The sequence below is a fragment of the Pirellulales bacterium genome, from assembly GCA_036499395.1.
In the GTDB taxonomy this organism is placed as follows: Bacteria; Planctomycetota; Planctomycetia; order Pirellulales; family JACPPG01; genus JACPPG01.
On the sequence record DASYDW010000068.1, the window covers coordinates 26,673 to 43,934 of the forward strand.

16 protein-coding genes are annotated in these 17,262 nt (G+C 60.7%); 6 read left to right on the forward strand and 10 right to left on the reverse strand.

From position 1 onward, the window contains the following. Positions 1-20 precede the first annotated feature (20 nt). The gene (locus VGN12_12770) at positions 21-1,232 is read right to left on the reverse strand and encodes a phosphatidylserine/phosphatidylglycerophosphate/cardiolipin synthase family protein (protein HEY4310316.1); all 1,212 of its coding nucleotides are present in this window, start codon (positions 1,230-1,232) and stop codon (positions 21-23) included. Positions 1,233-1,433: 201 nt separating this feature from the next. On the opposite strand from VGN12_12770, the gene VGN12_12775 reads away from it, so the two are divergent. After that, entirely contained in the window at positions 1,434-2,120 is a 687-nt protein-coding gene (locus tag VGN12_12775; protein HEY4310317.1) for a hypothetical protein, read from the forward strand. Between the two features lie 44 nt (positions 2,121-2,164). Here VGN12_12775 and VGN12_12780 read toward each other — a convergent pair whose 3' ends face one another. The 9 genes from VGN12_12780 to VGN12_12820 all read right to left on the reverse strand — a co-directional run bounded on the left by VGN12_12780 (position 2,165) and on the right by VGN12_12820 (position 8,981). Then, positions 2,165-3,076, reverse strand: coding sequence for a PEP-CTERM sorting domain-containing protein (locus VGN12_12780; protein HEY4310318.1), 912 nt, complete (start codon positions 3,074-3,076; stop codon positions 2,165-2,167). Between the two features lie 212 nt (positions 3,077-3,288). Then, positions 3,289-3,735, reverse strand: coding sequence for a hypothetical protein (locus VGN12_12785; GenBank protein HEY4310319.1), 447 nt, complete (start codon positions 3,733-3,735; stop codon positions 3,289-3,291). Between the two features lie 426 nt (positions 3,736-4,161). Continuing rightward, complete coding sequence (locus VGN12_12790) at positions 4,162-4,353, reverse strand: DUF3606 domain-containing protein (protein HEY4310320.1); 192 nt, start codon at positions 4,351-4,353, stop codon at positions 4,162-4,164. A gap of 210 nt (positions 4,354-4,563) precedes the next feature. Then, a complete protein-coding gene (locus tag VGN12_12795) occupies positions 4,564-5,223 on the reverse strand; it encodes a hypothetical protein (GenBank protein ID HEY4310321.1) in 660 nt (219 codons plus the stop codon). A gap of 226 nt (positions 5,224-5,449) precedes the next feature. Beyond that, the gene (locus tag VGN12_12800; GenBank protein HEY4310322.1) at positions 5,450-5,653 is read right to left on the reverse strand and encodes a hypothetical protein; all 204 of its coding nucleotides are present in this window, start codon (positions 5,651-5,653) and stop codon (positions 5,450-5,452) included. Positions 5,654-5,862: 209 nt separating this feature from the next. Then, positions 5,863-7,917, reverse strand: coding sequence for a malate/lactate/ureidoglycolate dehydrogenase (locus VGN12_12805; GenBank protein ID HEY4310323.1), 2,055 nt, complete (start codon positions 7,915-7,917; stop codon positions 5,863-5,865). Positions 7,918-8,036: 119 nt separating this feature from the next. Next, positions 8,037-8,441 (reverse strand): P-II family nitrogen regulator, encoded by a 405-nt coding sequence (locus VGN12_12810; GenBank protein ID HEY4310324.1) that lies wholly within the window; start codon positions 8,439-8,441, stop codon positions 8,037-8,039. Then, positions 8,434-8,844 carry a hypothetical protein gene (locus VGN12_12815; protein HEY4310325.1) on the reverse strand — a complete coding sequence of 137 codons (411 nt, stop codon included), beginning with the start codon at positions 8,842-8,844 and terminating at the stop codon, positions 8,434-8,436. Before VGN12_12815 ends, VGN12_12810 begins: the two co-directional genes overlap by 8 nt. 5 nt (positions 8,845-8,849) lie before the next feature. Continuing rightward, positions 8,850-8,981 carry a hypothetical protein gene (locus VGN12_12820; protein HEY4310326.1) on the reverse strand — a complete coding sequence of 44 codons (132 nt, stop codon included), beginning with the start codon at positions 8,979-8,981 and terminating at the stop codon, positions 8,850-8,852. A gap of 562 nt (positions 8,982-9,543) precedes the next feature. On the opposite strand from VGN12_12820, the gene kdpF reads away from it, so the two are divergent. The 5 genes from kdpF to VGN12_12845 all read left to right on the forward strand — a co-directional run bounded on the left by kdpF (position 9,544) and on the right by VGN12_12845 (position 17,198). After that, on the forward strand, positions 9,544-9,636 hold the full coding sequence (gene kdpF, locus VGN12_12825; protein ID HEY4310327.1) for a K(+)-transporting ATPase subunit F: 93 nt from the start codon (positions 9,544-9,546) through the stop codon (positions 9,634-9,636). Beyond that, positions 9,633-11,435 carry a potassium-transporting ATPase subunit KdpA gene (gene kdpA, locus VGN12_12830; GenBank protein HEY4310328.1) on the forward strand — a complete coding sequence of 601 codons (1,803 nt, stop codon included), beginning with the start codon at positions 9,633-9,635 and terminating at the stop codon, positions 11,433-11,435. The genes kdpF and kdpA overlap by 4 nt, the downstream gene beginning before the upstream one ends. Before the next feature lie 73 nt (positions 11,436-11,508). After that, positions 11,509-13,593, forward strand: coding sequence for a potassium-transporting ATPase subunit KdpB (gene kdpB, locus VGN12_12835; protein ID HEY4310329.1), 2,085 nt, complete (start codon positions 11,509-11,511; stop codon positions 13,591-13,593). Between the two features lie 127 nt (positions 13,594-13,720). Further along, entirely contained in the window at positions 13,721-14,332 is a 612-nt protein-coding gene (gene kdpC / locus VGN12_12840) for a potassium-transporting ATPase subunit KdpC (GenBank protein ID HEY4310330.1), read from the forward strand. Between the two features lie 151 nt (positions 14,333-14,483). After that, positions 14,484-17,198: a sensor histidine kinase KdpD gene (locus VGN12_12845; protein HEY4310331.1), complete on the forward strand. Its 2,715-nt coding sequence runs from the start codon at positions 14,484-14,486 to the stop codon at positions 17,196-17,198. The last annotated feature ends 64 nt before the right edge of the window (positions 17,199-17,262 follow it).

Sequence of the window (17,262 nt, forward strand, 5' to 3'; positions counted from 1 at the left end):
GTTGCGCCGCGGGTCGGCACCTACAGCCAGCGGCGGAAGTAATACGCGCAACCGTCGAACAGACGCTGCCAAAAGCCGTGCCGAGCACAGTCTTCGGACGTGACCGGATGGCTTTCGGCGATTTCGGTCTGACAGATGTCGATCATCGCCTGGGCCATGGCGCGCGAGCGGATTACGGCTACGAATTCGAGATTGATTTCCAGGCTGCGCGAATCGAGGTTGCACGAGCCGACCACGGTCCAGCGGTCGTCGACGACCATCGCCTTGCTGTGCAGCATCGAACGTTGCCGCTCGAAGACTTCGATATCGTGCGCCAGCAATCGTGAATACAGGTAGCGCGTGGCGCGCTGCACCAGGGGAACGTCGCTGGTGCCTGGGACGACGATGGCGACTCGGGCGCCGCGGTGCCGGGCACGATAGATTGTGCGTAGTATGCGCCCCGTTGGCAGGAAGTAGGCCATCGAGAACAGGACTTGCGCACGTGCCAGGCCGATAATACGCGTAAAGACGCGCTCGGCGCGCGAAAATGCCAGGCCGGGGCCGCTATCGTAGAAACGGATGAAATCGTGCGTGCCTCGCGGTAAGCGCACGCGGCGATAAGCGCGTGGGCGGCGGTCAACATGTTCGTGATGGGCCCGCATCCAGGAACGCTCGAAGCTTTCGGCAACGTCGGCGACCTGCTGCCCGACCATGCGCACGTGTACGTCGCGCCAGCCGCCAGCTTCGGCCAGATCGCGCCGCTGCTGACGGCGCGTGGGGGGCGGCATGGTATCGACGATGTTCATGCCGCCGAAGAAGGCCACACGGTCGTCCAGGATCAGCAGCTTGCGATGATTGCGGCGATTCAGGATTTCGAAGAACGACAGTTTGCGCAGCGCGTACAGAAACGAATGAAAAGCATGTATCTTCACACCGGCCTCTTGCATGGCCGAAAGCAGCGGGATCGATGTGCCCTGGCTGCCGATCGCGTCGTATATCAGTCGCACGTCGAGTCCGGCCTGGGCGCGGTCGATCAACGCCTGGGCGATTAGTTGTCCGGCGGCGTCGCTGGCGAAAGTGTACGACTCGAGCCATACACGCGATTGCGCAGCGCGAATGTCGGCCGCCATGCGCTCGATCATTGGCGCCGATTCGACAAACAGCGTCAGTTCGTTGCCGGCGACCGTGATCATGGGGGCGTCGGCCGTGCCGGCGGTGTGCTCAGTGCTGTGCGACAGGTACGCATGGCTCATGCTTCTATCGTAGACAGCCGGGCCGCGAAACATGTTCCGTGTTACCGCCGACTGGCTAGCTAGGGCCCGGAGTTTCGGCAGCATGGTCGGCAAATTCTGCACCATTGGAATCGCAGGGGCGCATATCAGCCAGTGATTTTTGAAACGAGAGGTTCGTGGCCATCCGAGATGAGGACACCCTGGGGGGCGTGGAATCGGTACTTGTCGGCGTCAGGAGGCCGGCTATCGTACCGAGGTGCGTTTCTGAAATACGGTGGGCCTGACCGCTTGAGGCGGGGCTGGTACCGTGGTCTGATTCTCGATCTCAGGGCAATGTTCTTGATGCCGGTGCGCGTCGTAAAACTTGGTGGCAGCTTGCTCGATATGCCGGATCTGGCGTCGCGCTTGCGGGCTTGGAATGCGGCACAATCGCCGTGCGATACTGTTTTGGTAGTTGGCGGCGGCAAGCTGGCCGATACAATTCGCCAGGCGCAAATCCAGCATGGCTTCAGCGACAGCGTGGCCCATTGGTTGTGCGTGCGCACGATGGCAATTCAAGGCGAGATGCTGTTAGCGATCCTGCCCGAGGCGCGTCTGTTAACAGGGATCGCGGCGGTAGGGCGTGGTGCGTCCCGGCTGTGGATTCTCGACGCGTGGCACTTTATGCGCGAAGACGATCGGCACCACACCTCAGCGCCGCTGCCGGAGTCGTGGGACGTGACGAGTGATTCGATCGCCGCCCGGGCTGCAGAACTTTGCGGCGCGGATGAGCTTGTGCTACTGAAGAGCGCGCCGGCAGATGAACGATCGTTGATTGAATTGGCCGAATCAGAATATGTCGATCGATTCTTTCCGGAAGCGGCGCGCAGTCTCAATCGCGTTCGATTTGTCGATCTGCGCGGCGGTTGAACTGGACGGCATCCCTCGACGGAATCTTGATCGGGGCGGGCCGTTCAGCCCAAGCATCTTCGATGCTTTTGAATTCCCGCCGTCAGCAAAGCCAGTCCACCGAGTGCGGCGAGGATCAGCGTCGAGGGTTCAGGCACGGGGAGGTTCACGGCAACGATTTGTCCCGTAAAGATCACATCGAGCGGGACCAGGCCCGTATTCACCTGCATGGTTACATTGATCGGAATGGTGACGCTCAAGTCGTTTGAGAACGAGCCATTCATCGTCGGCATATTCGTGTTGCTATATCCAGCGAGGCCCGCAGTGCCGTCCTGCAATGCGGAGCCGGTCTGGAAGTTCTGTGCTGGCGGATTGTAGTCGCTGTTACCGAAGTTGACGTTGTACGCCCAGTTACCAGCATCGAGCGACATCGTGAGGCCGCTGGCGTCGAGTGAATTGCCGTTGAGGAAGGCGGTTCCTTGCAAGCTGGCCAGCGCCGAATCGATCGCCGCATACCCGGCGGCGGACGCCGTGTTCAAATTGTAAAGATCGCCGGGGTTATTGGGGTCGCGGGGGATGATGAGAGTTAAGCCATAGTTGGCCGTCTGAGGATTTCCGATGTTCGGATCATGGGGCGCGAGATCCGGAAGCGGGCTCGTCGTGCCCGGCGCCTGGTCTCCGCCGGTGGCGTTCGGATAGATACCGGACTGCGTGCCGAACGTGATCGATCCTGGCGAAGAACTGATCGTGATGTAACTCGTATTGCTGAGGATATTCAAAGTTCCGCTGAGTGCCTCGAGGTCGCTTCCCGAAAACTGCGGAAGCGACAGCGGCTCGCCCGAGGATTGGACCGAAACCTGCAAGTAACTTTGCGTCGGGTCGATCGTGTACAGCATTCCTTGCGACACTTGCTCCCAGGTCGTAACGGCCAACACGCCGGCGACGCTGGCAAAAATTCGCGCGATGTTGCGTCGCATTAGCGACCCCCCCTATTAAATGTCGAGACTTCGTTATTCACGAGAAGTTAAATGTAGATTCTGCCGCGGCAGCACGTGCTCGTCAAAGGAAAACGTACTTTTCCTGAGAAATAAATGTGACTGAATTATCGTCCTGCAAATCCGCGCTGCTGGACCAGCCAGTAGTGGTCCCCTGTTGGAAGAAGCGAGGTCGCGAGGCAGCCGAATGAACTTTAGTTCGCTGCGCCTTCTTGGGCTTTCTTGGCACGGTCGGCGGTAATCTCGGCTGCGTTGACGAGATCACGCTGGCGGGCGATTTTTTCGGCCGCGGCCTTGGCTTGGACTTCCAGCGGTGCGAGTTCGGCGCGTGATTTTTCGATCTGCCCGTTCAACTTTTCCAGAGTCGAGTCTCTGCCGGGAGTTCCCTCTTCTTGCAATTCGGCGTGCGCCTTCTCGCGTTGCAGAGCTACGTCGCTCTCGACCAAGGGGGTGTATTTCTGCATGACTTCGGCCAGGTCCTTTTCGGCCTTTTCAAACGATTGCTTCTCGACGTCCAGGGCTTGCAAGGCATCTTCGTACGAGAGCTGCTTTGGTTCTTCGCGCGGCGGCTCGATCTTTTTGGCCGCCTGCCCGCAACCGATCGTGAAAATCAAGATGACGATCGTTGCTAGCCGCTGCATGACTGGACTCCCGAGTGGACCGTTTGCGTGCAATACCAGCGGCATCGTAGGCGATTGCTATCCGAGACGGAAGCGGGAATAGCAAACTGCCAAGCTGCGCATCGCACGTTGGCGAACTGAAAAAGGCGATCCGTCGAGCCGGGGCAGATAACCCGACGGACCGCTGCCATCTTGCGATGGCCCGAACAATTGGATCAAGCCATCTCGCTCGACGTTACAAATCCAGGACCGCGTCGACGGCCATTTTCAGTTCCTTGATCGTCGCTGCGCGCAGGTTCCATACACGAGTCTTGCGAACCGCGGTGCAGTAGAACTCGCGACCTGTTTCCGGGCAGGTTTTGTCACGCTACCGCAGATAAAGCTCGACGCCTCGATAGACATCCACCGGTTGCGCCACGTCGTCGGGATCCACGAACTGCATCGCTATCAAGTCTGCTGCAAACGGTGCAGGAACATGGCTACGTCTTTGAAACGTGGCCCCACCATCTGCACGACCTTTTTGAGTACGGCGGCGCTCACGTGGAAGCGTTTCGTCCAGAAGGCCATTTCGTCTGGGCAAGCTACGTCGACAATCGTGTGATTTTCAGGCCAGGTGATAGTTTGTCGGGCTGTTGGCATTGGATCCTCCGATTGATTGGCAGCCATGCGGAGATGAAGCAAAGCCCGTGCCATGCAGAGCCATTGTTCGCGAGTGGCGCGCTGGAATGGCGCAAAAGGAAGCCGTGCCGCGGCCCTCGAAGTCGGGGCGCGTGATGAGCGGTTCGATTGCCGCGTGGCCGGTTGAGCTGACAGATAACCTTCGACGGAATTCCGATCCGGTAGTTCCGCTTAGCGAGGGCATCTCCGACGCTTTTGAATTCCTGCCGCCAGCAATATCAGCCCGCCGAGTGCGGCGGGGGCGACAGCGGAAGGCTCGGGCACAAGCGATCCGTAAGTCAATGATGTGATTTGGATTTTGCCCGGACTGAAGTCGTCACCGGCGAGGATGGTGATGTTGAGATCAGGTAATGCTCCCACGTCACCAGTGTGGGTTAACACGCCGTCCTGATAGAGGCGAACGTCGCCGTCCGCGTCCTTTTCGAGGCGGAGCGTGTACGAGACATCGGTCAGGTACGAATCGTCGGAAACTTGTTGAGAATTGGTGAGTTGGCTGCCGTACATCTCGAACTGGCGAATGAAACCCTCGTTGCCAATGTACAGCTGATCGAATACCCCATGAAGGCGAAATCGCATTCCCTCGAGTACGGTGACCTGCACCTGCAAGAAGAAGGAATCCGACGACAGCGGCGTGTCATACGTTAGATAGCTCTCTGCGTCGGCCGTGTCGGTATTCTGCAGAATTCCGCCAGCTCCGGACCACGTCGCGGGGCCATGTACCGTAAAACCATTTAGGTCGGTGCCGTCGTAAAGTTGCAGCGTTGTTGCGAGCGCGTTGCCCTGAATGCTTAATAAGGCACAAACGCATAACAATAAATTAGTACGCCGCATCAATGGAATGCTATGGGTGTTGTCGACAAAGGGAGACGGCAACGCGTCTACGTAGTTCTGAAGTGTATACGCAGAACACGTGCGGGTCGACGTTTTGGAGATGGCAAACGGCGCGGACTTTTGGAGTGCGTGGCGACTAGCCAGGCGGGAAGCGCTGGCCGTCAGAGAAAACCAATCGCAGCGGCGTTGGCATTCATCGCGCGGTGCGTGCTCGCGACACGGCGGCCTACGGTGTGTCCAGCGCGATATCGATCTTCACTTGCATCTCGCGGAGAGAATCCGCTTTGAACGTGTAAGTTCTCATCGCAGTGCGCACCACGCTGCGGAACATAAACGTGCCGTCGGCCTTTGTGTGCCTGAAGATCGGGTTGTCGCGGTGCTCGGCAAATGCCGTGGCAGGGTCCGCAGTGGCGGATGTTTTTGTACGCATTTTGGCATTCGACCTGGCGTGAGGACTGGTTGTCGCGACTCACAGAACTGTAGGTCGTGAATTGCGCAGGAAAAAGCCGCACAGGCGGTAAATTACCGGCCCGGCGGCTCTGACTTCGTTTTTCGTGGGCGAAGGGTCTGCGCAGCCTATTAAATATAGGCCAAGTATCGGCGGTGGCAGACCGTTGGCCGACTGACCGTATCCGGTAACTAGACGAACGTATTCCACGGCACGTTCAGCGTCTCAGCCACTTGCGTGATCTGACCCCAGGTCATGTCGTCCAACTCGATGCCGCGGGCGGTGCGGGCGAAGCGGGTTAGTTCCTCGGGTTCGCCAGGCATGAGGATTTCGCCGTCGGGCGTCACGGTGCGGGAGCTCTTGACGAAGTCGATGTATTGGCGGACTTCGTTCGCGAAAACGTCCTCGTTCTGGAATTTCAGAGGGTCGATCGTGATCGTGAACATGGCCTGCTCCAGACGCGGGACGCCGGTGCGCGAACAGCCGCCGCCGGTCAGCGCTCCGGCCAGCATTTCGACCATCACACCCAGACCGAAGCCTTTGTGCCCACCGACGGGCAAGATTGCGCCAGGCGGATCGGCGTAAAACACGCGCGGGTCGTTCGTCGGCTTGCCGTCGGCGTCGATGATTGAATTGTCGGGAACGAATTGACCCTTGTTGAACGCGACGCGAATTTTGCCTTCGGCAATCGCGCAGGTCGACATATCAACCAACAGTGGCTTCGCGCCGCGCACCGGCACCGCGATCGCGATCGGATTTGCCGACAAGCGACGATCAATGCCGCCCGTGGGGGCGACGAGAATTCCTCCGCCCGAGGTGTTTACGAACGAGAGCGACACGAGTCCCGCCTCGGCCGCCATTGTGGCCCAAGCGCCGACGCGTCCCACATGCCCTGAGTTGAACAGGGCCACGGCCGCGATGCCATGCTGCCGGGCCAGCTTGATGGCTAGATCCGTGGCGTGCCGCGCCATCACCTGGCCATAACCGAGCTGACCGTCCAAGACGCCGATCGACCCGGCTTCGAGCACGGTGCGCGGTGTTTGATTGGGAACGAGTTTGCTTTCGCGCACCCAGTTGATATAGGGAGCGATGCGGATCACGCCGTGCGAATCGTGGCCGACGAGGTTGGCCTCGACCAGGTGCTCGCTGACGGCGGCGGCCTCGTCGGCGTTAGAGCCAGCGGCCTGAAAGATGGCGGTGACCAGCCGCTCGAGCGGCCCCTTTTGAATGAGCATCGGCGAGAGTCCTGCGCGGGTGTGGGCGTCGCCAACCGTTGGGCAACGCGGCAAGTGCGATAGTGTAACGGCTGTGGTGCCGGTGGCAAACGACCCAGATTGTTGCTCGAGGCCGCGCTGGCGAACGTATTCGTTCCAGGCGGTTTCGAGCTGCGCGATGTTCTTAATATCGTAGGTCGAGGCCAGCGCACGGTCATAACCATCGCGCACGACCAGCCGGGCGAACTCGACGACTTTTTGTTGGCCGGCGCGATCGACCAGAAAGTTCAGCAGCGACAGGCTTTGTCCGTAGAAGACTGCCATTCGATCGCCAGCAGGATAATCGTCGAGAGTCAGAAGATCGACCAGGCGGAACTGCCGGCCCGCGGCAAGCGCCGTCTGCAAATCGCGCAGGTGCAAGGCTTGCTTTGTACGCGGATCGGCCATTGTTGCCATGCCTTCGTCGATCCAGCGCGGCAATGCACCGCGTTTAATGCGGCCCTCGACCGCCAGATGAACGAACTCGTGCGGCAGATTCTCCCACCTGTTCGCGCGATCGGTGCGTGCGTCGATACGTCGAACGACGACCTGATCTCCCTCGCTCTTCGTCGTACATGCGGCAACCGTGCATTCTGCCAGCCGGCCGACGGCAGCGCGATAACTGGCCGGCGTGCAATGTAGCACGAGTGTGCATTTGGGCTGCCAATGTTTGGTTTCGTCCTCATTGAACCATTCAAGCATGATGCGTGCCCGCATGGCTTCGCACTGCGCCGCGACCTGAGGCGCAACGGGCGCGGTGCCGAAAGCGTAAATGCGGAAGTTGGCCGTTTCCGTCACGTGCCAGTGAGCAGCCGGCGGCGGAGCATGGATCGTGCGCGGACATCGCCCGGCGGCCGTGGCCTGGATCGCGGCCGAGCTCGCAATGACGATGAGCAGGGTCAGTCGCAACGCACACTGTATGCAGACGCGACGTCTTCGAGAGACGCGTAATCGCGAAAATACAGACCAATAGCGCAGCAATTCGTCGGGCATCTGGATCCTCGTGCGAGTATGCAAAAAGAGGCCGACTCGAGCAGGTCGGTCAATGACGCGACCCGCCCAAGCCGGCCTTCCTGGCTGAGGCGGCAGCCAAGAGTGTGCGATGAGATGGCCTAACGTCCGGAATAGACGCCGAGGTCGGCCGGTTCGATCCGGCTTGACGCGAATTGGCGCGCCGCCGCCGCCGTCGTCGTTCTGGGCGTAATGGCCGAGATATCAATGGCGTCGCAAAGTGACGAGACGAGAACTTTGCCGTCGCCGTGTTCGCCCGTGAAGGCACCTTTGACGATGTTCTCGATCGTCACATCGAGAGCACTGTCGGGAACAACAAGCTCGAGGCGCAATTGCGGCCGGTAAGGTATTGCGTAGTTCGCGCCGCGGTAACAAATGGCCGTGGCTGCGTGCGCGTCGTGCGTACGTACCTCGGAAACGTTAAAGTCCGAGAAGCCCAGGGTGACGAGCTTTTCTTTAACGCTTTCTAATCGATCTGAACGAATCACGGCTTCCAACTTATACATGACTAGGTCTCCTGTTTGGGAATGCGAGAGTGGGTGTGCGGGGCCGCGGTTCCAGCCATTGCCAGAACGCTTCGAGGCAGCGATGCCACCAGTGAGATCCGCTGCGGTCGTCCAGGCAGGTGCCGAAGTATTCGTAACGGCACCAGACGACCGGTTCTCCGCCTGTTGTGTGCAAGCAGACCGATTGCAAACGATATTGGGCCAGCCGCGGCATGACTGTGTTGCCGCTTCGCGTGCCGCAGCCGGCACCGCCTGAAGGCAACTGCAGGCATTTCTCGGGCACGACCGCGGATTGGGCCTCGCCCCCGTCGTGCGGACCCCCGGCAAATTGCAGTCGGTAGAGGTGTACGCTGGCGGGCAAGGGGGACGAAGCCGCGCTATGAATCACATGCGTATTGTTCATGGCATCTACCCCAGCAAGCATTCGACGACCAGATAGGTCGCGATGCTCACGATGCCGGCAAAGGGGTAAAAGTCAGCCAGACTAAAGCCATCCGATTCGTCGATCGACGGGCGATGCGACGATTGTGTGCGAAGCACGACGAGCCTTCTTTTTACAGTAGAGTGTTGCACGCCGATGCTCGCCTCATTCGTCGTGCGGATTGTGTTGACTTGCGTGATTGAATTCTACGCGTCGCTCTGCCGTTTCGAGCGCAGATAAGTTGTCAAATCAATTGTGCGCTGCGCCTACAAAGCGCAAATGACGAGTTTCTTGTTGCCGCGCGCTCGACTGCGTCTCGTGCGACGTTCGATAGAAATGTCGGCAGTCGACGAGCCTGATTTGCATCGTGCATGACGATGTTTGCGCTTTATTGATGCCCGTTGACGCGATATTTGCGCAACGTTTGCGCCGCAATAGCCGAAGAAACAGTACAATTGCTTGCAGAGAACGCCCGCCTCGATGCACGCCCGCCGACGCTTACTCATAGACGGCAACGAACTGCCAAGTGATCCGATGTTCTCGGGTCATGGGCACAAGGCACTAGCTTTTGATCTCGTGGAGTATTCGACATGGACGCGACGTTTCTGATTCTTGGCACGATCTTCTTTGCGCTCTCGTGGGGCCTGGTCGTGCTGTGTGACAAGGTACGGAGCTAAGAGCATGAATCCGCTGTACATAATCGGCGCGGTCATCTCGGCGCTGTTGATGATTTACCTGACAGTAGCGCTGTTGAAGCCGGAGTGGTTCGCATGAGTATCTCGACGATATTGCAGATCTTGATTTTCCTGGTGGTGCTGGTGGCGCTAGCCAAGCCGCTGGGTGCGTTCATGGCCCGAGTCTTCGACGGTCGCCCGTGCGGTTTGGACCGGGTGCTGGGACCGCTTGAGCGATTGATTTATCGCCTGGCGGGGGTGCGGCCTACCGAAGAAATGAACTGGAAGCTGTACGCCGGCGCCATGCTGCTGTTCAACTTCCTCGGCTTCCTGGTGGTGTACGTGCTGCAACGTACGCAGCAGTGGCTGCCGCTGAATCCGCAGAAGTTCGTAAACGTTACGCCTGATTCGTCGTTCAATACGGCCGTCAGCTTTGCCACGAACACCAACTGGCAGGGGTATGGCGGCGAGTCGACGATGAGCGATCTGACGCAGATGCTGGGCCTATCGGTGCAAAACTTCGTGTCGGCCGCGGCGGGGTTGGCCGTGCTGGCCGCCCTGATCCGTGGATTTCGCCGTCGGTCCGAGCCCAAGCCGGGCGAAGAGAAGGCGGGTTCGCACGGCGAAGGATTGATCGGCAACTTTTGGGTCGATCTGACTCGCAGCACACTATATATCTTGTTGCCGCTCGCGGTCCTTTTGGCGGTGTTCCTGGTTTCCCAGGGAGTGGTGCAGAGTTTTGCGCCGTTCCAGGCCGCGCAATTGGCGCAGCACACGAAGGACGCGACCGGGCAGGAGGTTAGCGAACAACTATTGCCGCTGGGGCCGGCCGCGTCGCAAATCGCGATCAAGCAATTGGGCGCCAACGGCGGCGGATTCTTTAACGTCAATTCGGCGCACCCGTACGAGAACCCGACGCCGCTGGCGAACTTCTTTGAGCTACTGGCGATTCTCGTGATCTCGGGCGCGCTGTGCTACACGTTCGGCGAGATGGTTGCCGACACCCGGCAAGGCTGGGCGCTATTGGCCGCGATGCTGCTGATCTTCGTGCCGCTCGTTTTCTTGTGCGCCTACGTCGAAGAGGTGGGCAATCCGGCGTTCGCGGCGCTCGACGTCGATCAACAGCCGGGCGCGCTGCAGGCCGGCGGCAACATGGAAGGCAAGGAGACGCGCTTTGGCATCGCGCAGTCGACCCTGTGGGCGAGCGCCACGACGGCGGCCTCGAACGGCAGCGTCAATTGCATGCACGATTCGCTGACACCTTTGGGCGGGTTTGTGCCGATGTGGTTGATGCAACTCGGCGAAGTCATTTTTGGCGGCGTCGGGAGCGGCCTGTACGGCATGCTGGCCTTTGCGATCATCACGGTGTTTGTGGCCGGATTGATGGTGGGGCGAACGCCGGAATACCTGGGCAAGAAAATCGAAGCCTATGAGATGAAGATGGCTTCGCTCGTGATCTTGTTTCCGCCGCTCGTGGTGTTGGTCGGTACCGCGATCGCTATCGTCACACCGGGCGGCCTGGTAACACCGACCGGCACGCCGACGATTCCTAATCCCGGACCGCACGGTTTCAGCGAGGTGCTGTATGCCTTCAGCTCGGCGGGCAACAACAACGGTAGCGCCTTCGGCGGACTGAGCGCCAACGTGCCGTTCTACAACACGGCGCTCGGGATCGCGATGCTGATCGCGCGCTATTGGTTGGCGGTGCCGATCCTGGCGATCGCCGGTTCGTTGGCGACGAAGAAAGTCACCCCGGCCGGCTCCGGAACGTTGCCCACGCATGGACCGCTCTTCGTGGTTCTGCTCGCGAGCATCGTGATCGTCGTGGGGGCTTTGACGTTCATTCCCGCATTGGCGCTGGGACCGATCGTCGAGCAATTGCAAATGTTCGCCGGCTGAAGTCGGCAGCATATTGAAAGTTAACACTGCATAAAGATTTCGACCATCAGGTTGATAACGAGGTAGTTTTCCGATGTCCAAAACGCACGAGGCCCGCCCGCTGTTTGATCCGCCGATTGTGCGGCGTGCCTTGCTGGAGTCCGTTAAGAAGCTCGACCCACGGCGGCAGTTGCGCAATCCGGTGATGTTCACGGTGCTGGTGGGGAGCGTGCTGACGACGGCGCTGTGGTTGCAGGCGTTGCTGGGAGAAGGGGAAGCCCCGGCCGGGTTCATCTTTGCCATCTCGATGTGGCTGTGGTTTACGGTGTTGTTCGCGAACTTCGCCGAAGCCATGGCCGAAGGGCGCGGCAAGGCCCAGGCCGACGCGTTGCGTCGCGCCCGGCGCGACGTGATGGCCAAGAAGCTGCGCGAGCCGCAGCGCGAGGCGCGCCGCGACGTGGTCTCGGCCACGACATTGCGCAAGGGGGATGTGATTCTGGTCGAAGCGGGCGACCCCGTCCCTGCTGACGGCGAAGTGCTGGAGGGGATCGCCTCGGTGGACGAAAGCGCCATCACCGGCGAAAGCGCTCCGGTCATCCGCGAAAGTGGCGGCGACCGTAGCAGCGTCACCGGCGGTACGCGCGTGTTGTCCGACTGGCTGATCGTGCGCGTGGGGGCGAATCCCGGCGAGACATTTCTCGATCGCATGATCGCGCTGGTGGAAGGGGCACGGCGGCAGAAAACTCCTAACGAGATCGCACTCGATATCCTGCTCGCGGCATTGACGATCGTCTTCTTGCTGGCTTGCGTTACGCTGTTGCCGTTTTCGTTGTACAGCGTGAAGGCGGCAGGGCAGGGCGTTCCGATCACGGTCACGGTGCTCGTGGCGCTGTTGGTGTGCTTGATTCCGACGACGATCGGCGGGCTGCTATCGGCGATCGGCATCGCGGGCATGGACCGCATGATTCAGGCCAATGTCATCGCCACTTCGGGGCGTGCCGTCGAAGCGGCAGGCGACGTCGACGTTTTGCTGTTGGACAAGACGGGCACGATCACGCTGGGCAATCGTCAGGCGGTCGAGTTCACGCCGGCCGAAGGGGTCGATCTGTCGACACTTGCGGACGCGGCGCAGCTGGCGTCGTTGGCGGACGAAACGCCTGAAGGGCGCAGCATCGTTGTGCTGGCGAAAGAGAAATACGGACTGCGCGGCCGGGAGTTGGAAAAGAACCAGGCCGAGTTCATTCCCTTTTCGGCCCAAACGCGTATTAGTGGCGTCAATCTCGACGGTCGACAGTTGCGCAAAGGTGCGGCCGACGCGATCGATTCGTATGTCGCGCAGCGTGGCGGCGCGGTGCCGCAGTCGCTGCGCAACCGCGTCGATGCGATCGCCAAGCAGGGAGGCACGCCGCTGGTCGTGGCTGAAAACAACCGAGCGCTCGGCGTCGTTTACTTAAAAGACATCGTAAAAGGGGGCATCAAGGATCGCTTCGCGCAGCTACGGCAAATGGGCATTAAGACCGTGATGATCACGGGGGACAACCCGCTGACGGCAGCGGCGATCGCGGCCGAGGCGGGGGTGGACGATTTTCTGGCGCAGGCCACGCCCGAGGCGAAGCTGAAGCTAATTCGCGAATATCAGGCCGGCGGACGGCTGGTGGCAATGACCGGCGACGGGACGAACGACTCGCCGGCGCTGGCGCAGGCGGACGTCGCGGTGGCGATGAACTCGGGAACCCAGGCGGCGAAGGAAGCCGGCAACATGGTGGATCTCGACTCGAATCCTACGAAGCTGCTCGAGATTGTCGAAATCGGCAAGCAACTGCTGATGACGCGCGGGTCGCTGACGACGTTCAGCATCGCCAACGATGTGGCGAAGTACTTTGCGATCATCCCGGCCGCGTTCATGGGAACGTATCCGGTGCTCGGCAAGCTGAACGTGATGGGTTTGGCGACGCCCGATAGCGCTATTCTGTCGGCCGTGATTTTCAACGCGCTGATCATCGTGGCGCTGATTCCACTGGCGCTAAAGGGAGTGCGGCACCGGCCGGTCGATGCTTCGAAGCTGCTGCGCGCTAATTTACTCGTTTATGGACTGGGGGGCTTGATCGTTCCGTTTATTGGCATCAAGGCGATCGACATGTTGTTGGTCGTGACGGGCTTGGCTCAGTATTCCACGTAGTTGCCGACGGTTTTGTAGCTGGCGTCTGTGACGCCGGTTTGAGGTTTGAGTAATGCTTCCGGGGTCATAGACCCCGGCTACAGATAAAACAAAGAAGACTTTTGGCGAATCGCCCAACGAGAAAAAGATGTTGAAACAACTTCGTGCCGCGATTGTGATTTTTGTGGCGCTGTCACTGGTGACGGGCGTTGCTTACCCTCTGGTTGTGACTGGGCTCGGACAGGCGCTGTTTCCAAGGCAAGCGCAGGGAAGCCTTGTCGAAGCGGACGGTGTCGTGCTCGGATCGGAATTGATCGGCCAGCAATTCGACGAACCGCGATACTTCTGGGGGCGCATTTCCGCCACGGGGCCGGTGGCGTACAACGCCGCGGCGTCGAGCGGATCGAACCTGGGGCCGACGAACCCGGCGCTTGTCGACGCGGTGAAGGCGCGCATCGAGGCGCTGCGTGCCGCGGACCCCGAGGCCGGTGAAAAAGTGCCGGTCGACCTGGTGACGTCCTCGGGAAGTGGTCTCGATCCGCACATCAGTCCCGCGGCGGCCGAGTATCAAATAGCACGAGTGGCCAAGGCGCGTCAGATCGCGCCGGATGAAGTGCGCGGCATCGTCAAAAAGCACACCGCGGGGCGCACTTTCGGCCTGCTGGGGGAGCCTCGCGTGAATGTTTTGCTCGTGAACCTCGAACTCGACAAGCTGCCCGGCCAGCCGGGCAAGCAATCGCCAGACAATGCTGGGCATTAATTCCGAGTGGCCTATATTTATTGAGTCACGATAGCCGGAGCAATTTCGTCATCGGCAAATACCTCGTCGCACCGCGTTGTTGGCGACGAAGGCTGGTAACTGAAGCATCACACGGCCGAGCGAAGTTCTTTCCCACGGGTCGGTAATCCGCATGGCCGAAGTTCGACCTGATCCCGATGCCTTGCTGGCTCGCGTGCAGGCCGAAGAGGCGCGCGAGAAACACGGCAAGCTGAAGATCTTCTTCGGCGCCGCGCCGGGCGTAGGCAAGACCTACACCATGCTCGAAGCGGGGCGCAAGGTTGCCAAGGAGGGAGTCGACGTCCTGGTCGGCTATCTCGAACCTCACGTTCGCCCCGAGACGCAGGCCTTGCTGATGGGGCTCGACGTGCTGGGGCGGCGGGGGATCGAATACCGCGGCACGAAGCTGCAGGAATTCGATCTCGAAGCGGCGCTTGCGGCCCATCCGACGTTGATTCTGGTCGACGAGCTAGCGCATACCAACGCGCCGGGCGTCACCCACACCAAGCGCTGGCAGGATATCGAGCGGTTGCGCCAGGCGGGGATCGACGTCTATACGACGCTCAACGTGCAGCACCTGGAAAGTCTGAACGACGTGGTCGCGCAGATCACAGGCGTCATCGTACGCGAGACGGTGCCGGACGTGATCTTCGATTCGGCCGACGAAGTCGAGCTGGTCGATCTGCCGCCGGACGACCTGATCGAACGGTTGCGCGAGGGGAAGGTCTATCTACCGGATCAGGCCAACCGCGCGATTGAGAGTTTCTTCAAGAAGGGGAACTTGATCGCCCTGCGCGAGCTGGCATTGCGGCGCGTGGCCGAACGCGTCAACGCGCAGATGCAGGACTATCGTTCGCTGCATGCCGTGGCCCGCACGTGGCCGACTTCCGAGCGACTGATGGTGTCGGTCAGTCCCAGCCCGCATTCGGCGCGACTGGTTCGCGCGACGCGGCGGATGGCGACGACGTTGCGCGCGCCGTGGCTGGCCGTGTACATCGAGACGGCGCAAAGCGCGCGGTTGGCCAAGGAGGATGCGGATCGCGTCGCGCAGACGTTGCACCTGGCCGAAGAGCTAGGGGCCGAGACGTCGACCATCAGCGGCACGCATCTGGTGGACGAGCTGCTCGATTTCGCCCGGCGGCGCAACGTCACGAAGATCGTCGTCGGCAAGCCGCAACGCCCACGCTGGCAGGAATGGTTCAGCGGGTCGATCGTCTACGAGCTGACGCGCAAATGCGGTGACATCGACGTTTATGTCATCAGCGGGGACTCCGAAGAGCCTTCGGCGGTGCGGCAACGTTCGACGCCGGCGCCTTTCCACCCGCTCGCCTATTTGGGAGCGCTGGTGACGGTCGCGGCCTGCACGGGGGCGGGCTGGTTGATGCAAGACCGGTTCGCCTTGTCGAACCTGATCATGGTTTATCTGCTGGGCGTGATTGTCGTGGCCGTGCAATTCGGGCGCGGGCCATCGATCCTGGCGTCGGTTTTGGGCGTGCTGGCGTTTGATTTCTTCTTCGTGCCGCCGCGGCTGACCTTTGCCGTCAGTGATACGCAATACCTAGTGACGTTCGGCGTGATGCTGGTCGTAGGACTGGTAATCAGCACGCTCACCTCGCATGTGAAATTTCAGGCGCTCTCGGCGCGGCAGCGCGAGCAGCGCACCGCGGCGCTGTACGCCATGAGCCGGGGATTGGTCGAGGCGACGACGACGCAAGCCCTGGTCGACCTGGCCGTGAAGCACATTACCGAGGTCTTCGACGGCGAAGTGTTCCTGCTTTTTCCTGATCCGACGCGGCGCGGGCCTGTGACGATCATTCCTGCTCCGTCGTCGTTTTCGTTGGGGACGCTCACCGACCACGACCTGGGGGTTGCGCAATGGGTGTTCGACAACGGCGAGCGCGCCGGCCGGGGGACCGACACGCTGCCGTCGGCGTCGTCGCTCTTCGTGCCGCTGCAGACGCGCGGGGCTATCGTCGGCATCCTGGGCTTTCGACCGCGCGTAGCGGATCGCACGTCTTTGTTTTCGTCCGAGCAGATTCGCCTGCTGGAAACTTTCGCCGGACAAGTCGCGCTGGCGGCTGAGCGGATTCGCTCGGCCCAGGACGCGCAGCAGGCCAAGCTGCAGGCCGAGGCTGAGCGGCTGCGCAGCTCGCTGCTGAGCGCCGTGTCGCATGATCTTCGCACGCCGCTGGCGGCGATCGCCGGGGCCAGCAGCACATTGGTCGACGATAGTGCGCTCGACACGACCACGCGGCATGAGTTGGCCGAGTCGATCTTCGAAGAGGCCGAACGGCTGAATCGGCTGGTCGTGAACTTGCTGGACATGACGCGTCTGGACGCGGGTGCCCTGCAAGTTCGCAAGGAATGGCAAGTGGTCGAGGAGGTGGTGGGCGTCGTGCTGAATCGCCTTGCGCGGCGGCTGCAGAATTATAAGGTCGTGACGCACCTGGCGGCGGACCTGCCGCTGGTGCCGTTCGATCCGCTATTGATCCAGCAGGTGCTGACGAACTTGCTGGAAAATGCGATGAAATGTACGCCGGCGGGCAACGAGATTGCACTTTCGGCACAGATGGTCGGCCACGACGTGCAATTCGACGTGTCCGATCGCGGGCTCGGACTGGTGCCCGGTGAGGAGGAACACATCTTCGACAAATTCTACCGCTCGGTGCGTGCCTCAAGTGGCACGGGAGTCGGTCTGGGACTGACGATCTGCCGAGGGATTGTCGAATTGCATGGGGGCAAAATCTGGGCGCGCAATCGGCCCGATGGCGGCGCCTGTTTTAGCTTTACGCTGCCGCGTGGCGAAACGCCGCCGCTGGTGCGCGCGGACGGCCCGGTAGCCCTGTGATCGCCCGTTGGGCTAAACTTGGGTATGCCGTGCAAGGCGAACTCTCTTTAAGTAAAGCGGTTGC